Raw genomic sequence first — 11,304 nt, 5'->3', positions numbered from 1 at the left:
GGATGCTCGACACCAGCATCCTCTTCAATATCGAAGGCGACGGACAGAAATCCGTCGGCGCTAAAGTCGCCGCAAGCAAGAAATTCTAAAAATACGAAGGCGTTCAGTGGAGTCATCGAGGAGGCCGGCGCAACGTCCGGCCTCAAATCACTTGAGGGAAGCTGAACACACGCTTCTGACCCTGAGCGTTAAAGCATCGATCGCGACGTCTCTTTCCTTCACCAGCCCGTAATATGCGTGAGGTCGAGAGGGTGAAAATATGCCGTCTCGGGAAGTTTGTTCGACCCGAATGGAACAACGCTTCAAGGCGATGTCTCATCGGCCCCAATCAAAGATATTATGCTCGTAAAGAGGACAACCGGCCGGCTCGCAAGGCAAGCGGCTACCCTTTGGCGTGCGAGCAGGCCATAAGGAGGAATCTCCGGCGCTTTCGGTCATGTATTTTAAATTTATACAACCAAATAACCTGATGATAATGTTTATTATTCGCCATTTTTTGCACTCATCTTTCAACCTTCAGTATTTAAAAAAACTATTAAAAATACCCTGAACTTTTATACCTATGATGGTCAAAATTTTTCTTGCTTTTATCGCATTGATTGAGTGATGATAGCATTCGATATAATTAGAATACACACGGGGTATGGTATGACAGAAGTCTTTCTCGGCCAGATTATGCTCGCAGGATTTCAGTTCGCACCCAAGGGCTTTGCCCTGTGCAACGGCCAGATCCTCCCCATCGCACAGAACCAGGCCCTGTTCTCACTTTTGGGAACTTATTACGGCGGGGATGGAATTCGAACGTTTGGCCTGCCCAACATGCAGAGCCGCACACCAGTTGGATTTGGATCATCCGTCGATTCCTCGTGGCAACCCGCACCTTACGAGATTGGTGAGCTCGGCGGTGTCGAGAATGTGACGTTGCAGCAGCAGCAGCTGCCGCAGCACGTTCACGTCGCGACCGGAACGACCGGTACCGGCACGGTGCGCAGCCCGAGCAATGCACTCTATGGAACCAACAGTGCGAATATCTACGGTCCTTCCGCCGGAGCTCAGGTTGTTCTGGCGAACCAGACCGTGACTCCGGCCGGCAACGGCCAACCTCATGCGAATTTGCAGCCCTACGACGTGATCAATTTCTGCATTGCGCTATCGGGAGTTTTTCCGTCCCGCAATTGATCATCGCCCGTCAACCTACTGCTCGGAGGAATAACCATGAGCATGCCCTATGTCGGAGAAATTCGGCTCTTTGGCTTTTCGCGCGTGCCCAACGGGTGGCTGCCGTGCAACAACTCCTTGCAGCCTATCTCCGAATATGAAGCCCTGTACACGCTTATCGGCACGACTTATGGCGGCGATGGAACAACAACGTTTGCGACACCGAATTTGTGTGGCCGCGTGCCGATCCATCAGGGCACCGGGCAGGGCCTTTCGACCTATGTGATCGGTCAGGCTGCCGGCAGCGAGAACGTCACGCTTCTATCCATGCAGATGCCGTCGCATACGCATCCGTATCTTGCCACCACAGGCCTTGCGAACAGCAAGACGGTAGGCACGTCGTTGGAACTCGCCGCGGTGACCGGAGATACAATGTATGCCTCGGACATAAGCGGAGCCACTCCGATCATTACATCACAACTGGCAACGCAGGCAACGGGATCGACGAATCCGCATGACAATGAGATGCCGACGCTAACGGTGCAGTATTGCATCGCATGGGCAGGCGTCTTCCCCACACAGGGCTGAACCGCGCGCAATCCACCAAGGACATTGCTATGACACAACCTTTTCTCGGCGAGATCCAACTGTTCGGTTTCAACTTCCCGCCCTACCGTTGGGCATTCTGCAATGGCGCGACGCTCCCTATCCAGCAAAATACCGCGCTTTTTTCTCTGCTTGGCATCCAGTATGGCGGCAACGGCACCAGCACATTCCAACTGCCGAATTTTACCAACCGTGCCGGCTGCAACCAAGGTCGAGGGCCAGGCCTGACGCCGCGTACCGCGGGAGAGAACTTCGGCAGCAACAACATAACGCTGACACAGGCGGAAATGCCGGCGCACATGCACTCCCTAACCGTGTTCAATCAGGGCGATACGGCCAAGCGCGCCGCCGCACCGAGCACCGGCGCGGGCCTCAGCTTGCCGAATTCGAGCACTCCGTTTCTGCCCAGCGCCCAGCCGAATGCGCAGTTCGCGCCGAACGTCATTGGCATTGGAGGCGGAAGCCAGCCGCATGAAAATCGCCAGCCCTATCTCGCGGTCAACTTCAGCATCGCGTTGGCAGGCGTATTTCCATCCTTCGGTTGATGTTTGCCCAGTGACAGGCCCGCTACCGGAGTTTCCCGCGCGAACAGGCCATGACAGGCTTCGGATTACCGGCTGTATCCTGCGCCCTGCAACGCTGGATGATCTCCCGTTTCTGCGCCAGCTATACGGCTCGTTTCGGAAGGACGAACTGGCTCACGTGCCGTGGCGGCAAGAGGACAAGCAGGCATTTCTCAACCAGCAATTTGATCTCCAGCATCGCTATTATATTATCGCGTTCCCACAGACAGACTTCCTGATCATCGAGAAGGACGGCATCCCAATCGGTCGCCTTTACGTCAATCTCAACGCGGAGATGTGGCAGATTATCGATATCGGGTTCCTGCCGGAATGGCGCGGCCTGGGTTTGGGCTCTGCAGCGCTGAAAGCTATCCAGAGTGCGGCATCAGCAGGCAAAAGCCTGGGCATCGCCTTGCATGTCGATCGAAACAACCCGCGTGCATACGAGCTTTATCAGGCTCTCGGATTCAAGGCCGTTGACGCCACCGAAACCCACATAGGCATGGAGTGGCGCTCGCACCACCTCCTGCCGGAGCGGACGGATCAATCGGCAGACCTCAGTTGAAGACTGCCTGATAGATGATCCCGTCCTTGTCCCTGGCAACCGGCACCAGGAAAATGTCGAGAATTCCAAGGGTAGAGTTGTTCAGCCGGTAGATCTGCTGCGGCAGCAGTACCTTCGACTCGCTACGGAACAGAAGCGCGAACGGTGCTCTCGTCATCCCCGGAAAGCCGCGTTCGGGCAGGGGCCTTGCCTCCGTCAGCGTAAAGGCGACGGATCCAGTGCCCATATCGATTTCGAACCCCTCCCCGACACAGCGGGCGAAATGATCCAGCGTTACAATCCCCATCCCAACCCCAATTGCTCGTTTCTTTGATTGTCGAGCCTTACGATTAATAGCCTTCATCGAAATCTATCAAGAGATTGGGGAGAAGCAAGTAACTCCTCGTTTATTCAGCGGTTTCGCGCTGTATAGACGAAGTTGGCCGATCGGAATCATCGCTCCGCGGGCAAGTTCTCAAAGTTCTATAGAGTGACGCCTATTATCCGGAACTGCGATGCGCGGCGACATGCCTGCGCGAGGGAACATTGCCATCAACGGTACCGACCTTATCTGCGTGAGGAGCTTCGCTCGGGATATGGAGCTTTCCCGACGGCCAGGTCACCACACCTCAATTCACTTCATCATCCCTCAAGGGGAAAGACCCGAATTGCGATAGGCTTCGATACATTGGTCGAAGATCGCGATATCGCCCCTGCCGCGCGCGATCAGTTGGGCGCCCTCGATCGCCGCGAAAATTGCGGTAGCGTGGCTTTGCTTTTCCTCGGCCGTGGCCTTCGGCCTGTGGCGCGAGAGCACCTTGGTCAACCAGTCGATGTTGACCTCCGCGAAGCGGTCCACCTCCACCCGGACGGCATCAGGAAGATCAACATATTCGGCCGACATGATGCCACAGAGGCACATGCGGTTGTCTTTCTCCAGGGCGGCACGAAACACAGCAGTATATTTCGCAAAACACTCGTGGATGTCGAGCGGTTCATCCAGAAGGCTGTTCAGGAAGGCCGTTGCCACATCTGTATATCGCCTGGCGAGCGCAGCGCCCAGATCGCCTTTGGTCGGAAAATGATAGTGAACCGAAGCACTCTTCACGCCCACGGCAGCCGCGACATCCCGGAAACTCAGCGCGTTGTAACCACGGTCCTGCACCATTAGGCGGGCCGCCTCCATGATCATCTCGCGGGTGTCTTGCACATTCATCAAAACCTTCCTTCCGTCTATCAACTGATAGATAGCACTTGACGGGGCCGTTTAATAGGTATCTGCTGCGCCTATCTACTGATAGATAAAGGAGAGAAAAATGAAGATCTATGACCGTGAGGGCTTCCCCAACCCCGCACGCATCCGCATCGTCCTGGCCGAAAAGAACCTGGACTCGAAAGTCGAGTTCGTATCCGTCGATCTGATTGCGGCGGAACACAAGCAACCCGCGTTTCTCGCGAAAAACCCCGCCGGGACTATCCCAGTCCTCGAACTGGATGACGGCACACTCATCGCCGAGTCGACCGCCATCACCGAATATCTCGACAACCTCGATGGCAATCCCACCCTGACTGGAACGACGCCTCTAGAGAAGGCAAGCATCCACATGATGCAGCGCCGAGCTGAACGCGAAATCACCGATGCCGTGGGTATTTACTTTCATTACGGGACACCGGGCCTCGGTGAGGCGCTTCAACGCTACAAGGCGCCCGAATGGGCGGCACGCAAGGAATGGGCGGAAAGACATCGCGAACAGGTGATTGCCGGCATGTTGTATTTCGACGGCATCCTCAGCACACGCCCATTCGTCGCCGGCGCGAAATTCTCGATGGCTGACATCACAATCTTCGCGGGGCTGATACACGCAGACGCCGCCGGCATATCAATCCCCGAAAAGGCGACTTTCCTGAAGGCCTGGCGGGCAAAAGTCTCGGAATTGCCGAGCGTCAAGAACCGCAGCGGTCAGCACTTCGTGGCGGAGGATCTGCGTCGCTTCGGCCTCTGATACAGGACTGCAATAACTCGAGTGCCCCCGATTTTCTGGCGCAACGACAGCCAACGAGGATTACTTCTCGAAACCTCGCCGGCCTCTCCTCGGAGAAAGTATCTTCTCTCTCCGAGTATTGAATTCTCAGCTGACATAAATGGGGGCCGGTTGTTCAGACCGGCCCCCAATTCGCGTTCATGAAATTTGTCGATCTCGACTACAAAAGCAATGGCTCCTTAAGATGCATCTGATGCTGATGGCATTTTCGCCCTTAACTACTTTGGTTAGACCAGCAAGATCGTTCCAGAAACGCAACAATGTTCCAAAGCCGGATCAGGCGAAATGCAGTCGAGCCAAGGCACCGGCAGCGAGCCGCAGGCACTCCCCTCCCATCGGGCCGAGGCGGGTTCAGTCGGGTCTTTCGTTGACGATGGCAATATGGACGTCCATAATGGCGGCATGTCGAGACCATCCAATCGCGAAAAAATCCTCGAAGAAGGACTGAAGGTCGTGCATGAGCGCGGCTTTGCCTCCTCTTCCGTGCGAGACATCGTCACTGCCGCCGGCGTGCCTTTGGGCTCTTTCAGCAATCATTTCGCGTCCAAGGATGCCTTTGGACTGGAAATTGTCGAACGTTACTCCACCCATATTCGGAGTCTCATCGGCGAAACCCTGCGCAACGACGCCGAGCCGCCCCTGGCGCGATTGCGGGAATATATCGAGCGCGGCAAGGCCAAACAGAATTGCGATGGCGGCACACAGGGCTGCCTGCTCGGAAATTTTGCGGCCGAAACGACCACTGCTTCCGATGCCATACGGCAACGGCTGAACCAGATTTTTGCCGAGTTGACCGATGGCGTCACCTATTGCCTGGAAGCGGCAGTGAGCGCGGGCGAAGTGCCCGCCGATCTCGATTGCCGGGAAATCGGTGGCTTCATCGTCTCCTCCCTGCAAGGCGCGATGCTTCTTTGCAAGGCAGAGCGCAGCGTGGCTCCGATCGAACGGTTCCAACATGTCCTATTCTCGGTGATCCTCCGGCCGCGACGAGGCTGACATGACAAATATGTACGTACGTCCTTTTTGACTTGACCAATACGTACGATCGTACGTATTGGAGAGACGGCGCCCCCCACGCCGCCTCTCAACGATCCAGTCAAAGGATTTTCCATGCCCTCTCCTATCGTTCTCATCACCGGCGCACTCACCGGCATCGGCCGCGCCACAGCACTGGCCTTTGCGCAGGAAGGCGCAAGTATCGTCGTGTCCGGTCGCCGCGATCAACTCGGTCACGAACTTGTTGACGAGCTTCGCGGCCTCGGCGCCGAAGCCGAATACATCCGTACAGATGTCCGCCGCGATGACGAGGTGAGAACCTTAGTCGACCAGACAGTTTCGCGTTTCGGACGCCTCGATGTCGCCGTCAACAATGCCGGCACGGAGGGCACTTTTGGTCCCGTAAGCACCCAGACGGAGGAGAATTACGCCGCAACCTTCGACACGAATGTCCTCGGCACGCTGCTCAGCATGAAGCATGAATTGCGGGTCATGCAGGTGCAGGGATCCGGCAATATTATCAACGTCTCCTCGGTGCTCGGCAAAATCGGTACGGCCAATGGCTCGGTCTATGTCGCGAGCAAGCATGCGGTCGAGGGACTTACCAAGTCTGCCGCACTGGAGGTGGCGACCGCGGGCATCCGCGTCAACGCTGTCGCGCCAGGCCCGATCGATACCGGCTTCATCGACCGCGTCACGGGCGGCTCCCAGGAGCGGATGGACTATATGAAGGCCTATGTGCCGATGCGCCGTCTTGGCCAATCAGAAGAAGTAGCCGCCGCGATCCTGTTCCTTGCGTCGCCTAAAGCCGCATTCCTGACTGGCCATTCGTTGGCGATCGATGGCGGCAAGCTCGCGGGCTAGGCTCCATCTTGGCACCCAATCAGGCCATCCATCGGTAGAAATCGAGACCGAAGGATTTGGGATGTTCGTCCTGTGCGCATTGAGGTTTGTCGTGCTGGTGACGCTTTGCGTCATCAGTGAAGAGAAGGCGCCCCGATCCATCGACGGAGGTAACCGGATGACAGTGTCGCCACATAGAGGCCTCAAGCTCTCCGTTCTCGAAAGTCGAGCAGCGAACATCTGCAAGCTGTGATGCAGGTAAGATACATCAGAGTAATCTCGAAGAGTCTATTCGACAATATACTACCCATGGTATATAAGTAATATCAAATACAACAAAAAGATTAAACTCAACTTCATAAAATACATTGCAACGCACATGAGTCGACCGACTGCCAAAGTAAAATAATATTACAGAAATATATTTAATAATAATTGACTAAAATTGCGATCTTAATAATCTGTTGAGGATTTATATTTGCGCGGCTTCTTAGAGCACAGCGGAGGTGTTTTGCATGAGTGTGCTGGGAACAATGCCCGAGGGGCTGACTTGCCGTCCGATTGAAAAGGCCGATTGGCAGGGCGTGATAGATTGCCTGCGGAGAGGCTTCCCCGATCGCTCGCGCCAGTACTGGCACAATGCACTCAGCCGCATTGATGATATGCCGGTGGTTGGTGATTTTCCGCGCTACGGCTACATCCTTGACCACGCCGGAACGGTTGTTGGCGCGATGTTGACCCTCTATTTTCGACATGCGAATGCGGATGGGGAATCCATTCGCTGCAACCTCTCGAGCTGGACAGTCGACACGGATTTTCGTGCCTATGCAGGCAAGCTGATCATGGCCGCCCTGCGTCAACGGGATGTAACCTTTCTGAGCGTTACCCCTGCTCCGGTAACACGCAAGGTCGTAGAAGCATTGCGTTTCAAGCGCTTTGCCGATGGTCAACATGCGTTCCTGCCCGTGCTGAGCCCCGTGCGGGCAAGGTCTCGCGTGGTTAAGGTCCATGCCGACGCACCGGAATTGCTTCAGTTGCCGGAACACGAGCGACGCATTCTTTTGGAGCATACCGCTTTGGGATGCGATGCCCTGATGTGCATAATCGACGGTTCGGTGCATCCATTTGTGTTCAAGGCCCGTCGCGTGCTGAAAGGCTTCATCCCTGCAAGTCAGGTCATCTACTGCCGATCGCATTCCGACCTCAGCCAATGTGCCGGTGTACTTGGACGATACCTGCTGAGGCAGGGCAAAATCTTTTGCCTGGTCGATGCTCGAGCGCCGGTTCCGGGATTGGTGGGGCGCTATTTTGCCGAAATCGGCCCAAAATATTTCAAGGGACCGAATTTGCCAGCTCCGGGTGATCTGGCTTTCACGGAGTTTGCCCTATTTAACGAATGAACATACCAATGAAGGCCATACAGCAATCTGGCGCGCACCCAGAAGCCCCCTCGCCGCGTCAATTGCCAACTACCCGCCGGCTTCAATTGTCGGCCCCCGGGGTCGGAAACCGGCCCGGAAAATCCGAATGCCCATGCACGCTTGCCGGGCATTCCTATGATTATAGCGAGAGAGAGGGCGCTATGGAAACGACTGACCTGCAGGCATGCCGGATCGAAGAAGCCGGCATTTGGACCTGGAGCATCGAGAGCGACCTGGTGTTTGCCGATACGGCGGTCGCAAAACTCTTTGGCATCGATCAGGAAGAGACGCTGCATGGCCTGCCAGTCGAACGCTTCCTGACGCGTATCCATGTTTCGGACAGGCCGCGTATCGCGAGAAAACTCAGCCAGGCCATCATCGGCGGGCAGCCATATCGGGAAGAATATCGCGTGGAGGATTATCGCGGCACGATCCGTTGGGTCATGGCCCACGGCCGCTGCTTTCGCGATCGATCTGGAAACCCGGTACAGTATGCAGGCATCGTTCACCCGATAGAATATCCCCCGAACCTCAAGGTAACTACCTAGATCTGCTCAGCACCTGTTCGGCAGGAGCCTGTATGAACAGGATTCACATCTTGTAGCAGCCGCACGGTCGAGGTTGCTGGATCTCGTCAGCTCCGAGCAGCTGCTGATCACGGGCATGCATCTCGGCGAGTTCGGTTTCGCGCGCATCGAGAAAACAGGCGAAAACTATCGCGTTATTTATCAGAGGCTTTCCCGAGAAAAGTTCCAAAGCGAGCCGCCGGAGAAGATCTCACGCTCTTGCTCATCTAGACAATCGAAGAAATGGCGCTGAACAACGCCATGTTCAGCGACTTCAGCCTGTCATCCACCGGATCGGGTTGCGAAGAAAACTTCACGATCACCACCTCCGAGCGAGGGTTCACGAAAAGCCATTGTCCATGAATGCCCAGAGCGAAGAACGCGCCATCTTCGTTTCCGGTCTGATACCACTGATTGCGATAGGAACCTGAAGGAAGCCAGTCGGCGAAATTGCCGGTTGTCCAGGCATCACGGCTGCCGCCGTTTACAGTATCCCGAACCCACTCAGATGGAATTATCCGACGGCCTTCGACCTCACCTTCGCGGCGGACAAGTTCGCCAAGGCGGGCAAAATCGCGAGCCGTAACAAACAAGCCGCCGCCGGCACGCGCTGTCCCCTCGCGATCGACCGTAACAAGTGCATTCGATCTGGCGCCGAGCGGTTGCCAGAGCTTCTGTGACAACAAATCCGCAAAACGAAGGCCGGAGGCTCGTTCGACGACCAGACCGAGCGCATCGGAATTGGGCGAGCAATAGAAGAACGGTCCGCCGTGATCCCTCTGCGCCTTTTTCAAGGAAGCAAGGAAGGAGATCACCGTTTCAACCGGCTCGCCATCGAGCGCGGGATCAAGCAGCCCCGCCCGACGATACCGCGCAAAGTCGCCCCTTGGGTCGCTGTAATCCTCGTTGAAAACGAGGCTCGTGCGCATGTCGAGCGCATGTCGAACCTTCGCATCGCCAAAGGCTGACGTCGCCAACTCAGGAACATGACGGGCGATTGGCTCATCTGGATCCAGAGTGCCTTCGCCCGCCAGGATCCCGGCCAGCATGCCGGTAACCGACTTGCTTGACGAAAACAGTATGTGCCTCGACCGGGTCGTGAAACCGGGAGCATGGAATTCCGCGACGACAACGCCTTTCTTCATGACGACAAGGGTGTCGGCATAGGTTTCCTGAAGAACCGCGGAAATGCTGATCCTGCGGTCGCCGATCGGTATTTCCTGTGACGTCAGCCAGGTCTCATCGACCTTGGGTTCTTCGACGCCGTTGTCCGTCGCCGGCACTTCCGCTGTTGGTATAAATTCATGAATGTTGCGAAACGCCCAGGTGTTGAAAGGCCTGTTGCGCCAATTTTCCAGACTGACGCTGTCACGCCGAAACCCGTGCTGTTTCTCGAATAGTTGAAGCATTGCTTTCCAATCAATCCATACGGATCATAGCACCGTAGTTTACGTTGACGGCAAGGTTGCCCGATCATTTAGCGTCTGAGTTTCTGGCTCCTGGAGATAGACCCCCAGGAGCATTTGCGGCGCGAGATGCAACGCCTGTTAACCAAACCATTTGTCGCAAATTGCCTTGTAGCGCCCATCCGCCTTCATCGCGGCCAGCTGGATATTGGTTGGCGCCACCAATGGGCTGCCCTTCTGAAACCCGATACCGACATTCTGGCCAGCAAGGGTCGGCTGGATGACCTTGACCTTACCCTTGCCGGCCGTCTTGGCATAGTAGAGCAAAAGCGGAGTATCGTAGATAACGGCATCGGTTCGGCCGGCTTGCAGTGCCAGGAGCGCATTGTTGATGCTTGGAAGCTGCTCGAGCGTGGCATTCTTGAGATTGTTCTTGATGTAGTCGACGGCGATCGTACCCGTTTCCGTGCCAATTGTTTTGCCGTTGAGATCAGCGGGCGATTGAATGGAATTATCGTCCACCCGCGCCACGGCGACGAGACCACTGTCATAGTAGGGGTCCGAAAAATCGATGACCTGCTGACGAGCAGGCTTGATGAAAAGCTGAGAAACGATCGCGTCGATATTGTTGGTCTGCAAGGCGGGGATCAGCGCGCCGAACTCCATCGGCTGTATCCGCCATTTTCGATTGAGACCTTTGGCAACCTCCGCCCAAATCTCGACGTCAAAGCCTGTATACGTGTCACCCTGCTTGAATGCGAATGGCGGAGCACCAACGTTCGAACCAACGATAAGCTCGGCATCTTCCGCTTTGGATATCCGGGCGAGTGAAATTGCCGGAATGGCGGCAAGACCAAATTTGAGCAGCGAGCGACGATCCATTTTCTTGTTCCCTCTGTGGTTAGGACCAGTGGACGTGTTCGGACTCTGAAAATGGCCGATATATGCTCTCCGTCACTGGCAACCGGCACTCTATTCGGAACACTCGTCGCAGATCGCCGCCAAACGGGCCGAATTTATTGACCGAGCGGGCCAAAACGAAGGAGCTTTGCCCATGGGCCCCGGTTGGATCTTTGACATGGAGACCGCACAGCCACGGCTCGCGCTTGATCGAACCTGCGAGGCGAGGCGGTGCCGATTCCTGTTGATTTTCGCTTGT

The 11,304-nt window shown here is 55.8% G+C and carries 13 protein-coding genes; 9 read left to right on the top strand and 4 right to left on the bottom strand.

Annotated elements, in window-relative coordinates; translation table 11 throughout:
* Positions 1-648 precede the first annotated feature (648 nt).
* Genes A6U86_RS23860 through A6U86_RS23845 form a run of 4 tightly spaced genes read left to right on the top strand, consistent with a single transcriptional unit; the run spans position 649 to position 2,892 of the window.
* Complete coding sequence (locus A6U86_RS23860; protein WP_068395960.1) at positions 649-1,179, top strand: phage tail protein; 531 nt, start codon at positions 649-651, stop codon at positions 1,177-1,179.
* Positions 1,180-1,215: 36 nt separating this feature from the next.
* Positions 1,216-1,746, top strand: coding sequence for a phage tail protein (locus tag A6U86_RS23855; protein WP_068395957.1), 531 nt, complete (start codon positions 1,216-1,218; stop codon positions 1,744-1,746).
* A 29-nt stretch (positions 1,747-1,775) separates the two neighbouring features.
* Entirely contained in the window at positions 1,776-2,309 is a 534-nt protein-coding gene (locus A6U86_RS23850) for a phage tail protein (RefSeq protein WP_068395955.1), read from the top strand.
* Positions 2,236-2,892: a GNAT family N-acetyltransferase gene (locus A6U86_RS23845; RefSeq protein WP_083196956.1), complete on the top strand. Its 657-nt coding sequence runs from the start codon at positions 2,236-2,238 to the stop codon at positions 2,890-2,892. Before A6U86_RS23850 ends, A6U86_RS23845 begins: the two co-directional genes overlap by 74 nt.
* Here A6U86_RS23845 and A6U86_RS23840 read toward each other — a convergent pair.
* Together A6U86_RS23840 and A6U86_RS23835 are read right to left on the bottom strand one after the other, a co-directional pair.
* Entirely contained in the window at positions 2,885-3,178 is a 294-nt protein-coding gene (locus A6U86_RS23840; protein ID WP_068396136.1) for a hypothetical protein, read from the bottom strand. The genes A6U86_RS23845 and A6U86_RS23840 overlap by 8 nt on opposite strands.
* A 342-nt stretch (positions 3,179-3,520) precedes the next feature.
* On the bottom strand, positions 3,521-4,087 hold the full coding sequence (locus tag A6U86_RS23835) for a TetR/AcrR family transcriptional regulator (protein ID WP_068395952.1): 567 nt from the start codon (positions 4,085-4,087) through the stop codon (positions 3,521-3,523).
* Positions 4,088-4,187: 100 nt separating this feature from the next.
* Here A6U86_RS23835 and A6U86_RS23830 point away from each other — a divergent pair, with 100 nt between their 5' ends.
* From A6U86_RS23830 to A6U86_RS23810, 5 genes are all read left to right on the top strand, one after another.
* Positions 4,188-4,874: a glutathione S-transferase family protein gene (locus A6U86_RS23830; RefSeq protein WP_068395943.1), complete on the top strand. Its 687-nt coding sequence runs from the start codon at positions 4,188-4,190 to the stop codon at positions 4,872-4,874.
* Positions 4,875-5,198: 324 nt separating this feature from the next.
* Complete coding sequence (locus A6U86_RS23825) at positions 5,199-5,909, top strand: TetR/AcrR family transcriptional regulator (RefSeq protein WP_244510066.1); 711 nt, start codon at positions 5,199-5,201, stop codon at positions 5,907-5,909.
* Between the two features lie 114 nt (positions 5,910-6,023).
* Positions 6,024-6,773, top strand: coding sequence for a glucose 1-dehydrogenase (locus A6U86_RS23820; protein ID WP_068395940.1), 750 nt, complete (start codon positions 6,024-6,026; stop codon positions 6,771-6,773).
* A gap of 494 nt (positions 6,774-7,267) precedes the next feature.
* Entirely contained in the window at positions 7,268-8,152 is an 885-nt protein-coding gene (locus A6U86_RS23815) for a hypothetical protein (protein ID WP_244510064.1), read from the top strand.
* A gap of 182 nt (positions 8,153-8,334) precedes the next feature.
* A complete protein-coding gene (locus A6U86_RS23810; RefSeq protein ID WP_068395935.1) occupies positions 8,335-8,721 on the top strand; it encodes a PAS domain-containing protein in 387 nt (128 codons plus the stop codon).
* A 245-nt stretch (positions 8,722-8,966) separates the two neighbouring features.
* Here A6U86_RS23810 and A6U86_RS23800 read toward each other — a convergent pair whose 3' ends face one another.
* Entirely contained in the window at positions 8,967-10,148 is a 1,182-nt protein-coding gene (locus tag A6U86_RS23800) for a serine hydrolase (RefSeq protein WP_068395929.1), read from the bottom strand.
* Positions 10,149-10,286: 138 nt separating this feature from the next.
* Complete coding sequence (locus A6U86_RS23795; protein WP_068395927.1) at positions 10,287-11,027, bottom strand: transporter substrate-binding domain-containing protein; 741 nt, start codon at positions 11,025-11,027, stop codon at positions 10,287-10,289.
* Between the last annotated feature and the right edge of the window lie 277 nt (positions 11,028-11,304).

The sequence above is a fragment of the Rhizobium sp. AC27/96 genome, assembly GCF_001692325.1.
Classification (GTDB): Bacteria; Pseudomonadota; Alphaproteobacteria; order Rhizobiales; family Rhizobiaceae; genus Rhizobium.
The sequence above is the reverse complement of the archived record's forward strand: the minus strand, read 5'-3'. Positions and strand labels throughout refer to the sequence as shown.

Coding starts and splice junctions, on each gene's coding strand:
- A6U86_RS23860 (WP_068395960.1), top strand. CDS start 649: ATGACAGAAGTCTTTCTCGGCCAGATTATGCTCGCAGGATTTCAGTTC.
- A6U86_RS23855 (WP_068395957.1), top strand. CDS start 1,216: ATGAGCATGCCCTATGTCGGAGAAATTCGGCTCTTTGGCTTTTCGCGC.
- A6U86_RS23850 (WP_068395955.1), top strand. CDS start 1,776: ATGACACAACCTTTTCTCGGCGAGATCCAACTGTTCGGTTTCAACTTC.
- A6U86_RS23845 (WP_083196956.1), top strand. CDS start 2,236: ATGAAAATCGCCAGCCCTATCTCGCGGTCAACTTCAGCATCGCGTTGG.
- A6U86_RS23840 (WP_068396136.1), bottom strand. CDS start 3,178: ATGGGGATTGTAACGCTGGATCATTTCGCCCGCTGTGTCGGGGAGGGG.
- A6U86_RS23835 (WP_068395952.1), bottom strand. CDS start 4,087: ATGAATGTGCAAGACACCCGCGAGATGATCATGGAGGCGGCCCGCCTA.
- A6U86_RS23830 (WP_068395943.1), top strand. CDS start 4,188: ATGAAGATCTATGACCGTGAGGGCTTCCCCAACCCCGCACGCATCCGC.
- A6U86_RS23825 (WP_244510066.1), top strand. CDS start 5,199: ATGCAGTCGAGCCAAGGCACCGGCAGCGAGCCGCAGGCACTCCCCTCC.
- A6U86_RS23820 (WP_068395940.1), top strand. CDS start 6,024: ATGCCCTCTCCTATCGTTCTCATCACCGGCGCACTCACCGGCATCGGC.
- A6U86_RS23815 (WP_244510064.1), top strand. CDS start 7,268: ATGAGTGTGCTGGGAACAATGCCCGAGGGGCTGACTTGCCGTCCGATT.
- A6U86_RS23810 (WP_068395935.1), top strand. CDS start 8,335: ATGGAAACGACTGACCTGCAGGCATGCCGGATCGAAGAAGCCGGCATT.
- A6U86_RS23800 (WP_068395929.1), bottom strand. CDS start 10,148: ATGCTTCAACTATTCGAGAAACAGCACGGGTTTCGGCGTGACAGCGTC.
- A6U86_RS23795 (WP_068395927.1), bottom strand. CDS start 11,027: ATGGATCGTCGCTCGCTGCTCAAATTTGGTCTTGCCGCCATTCCGGCA.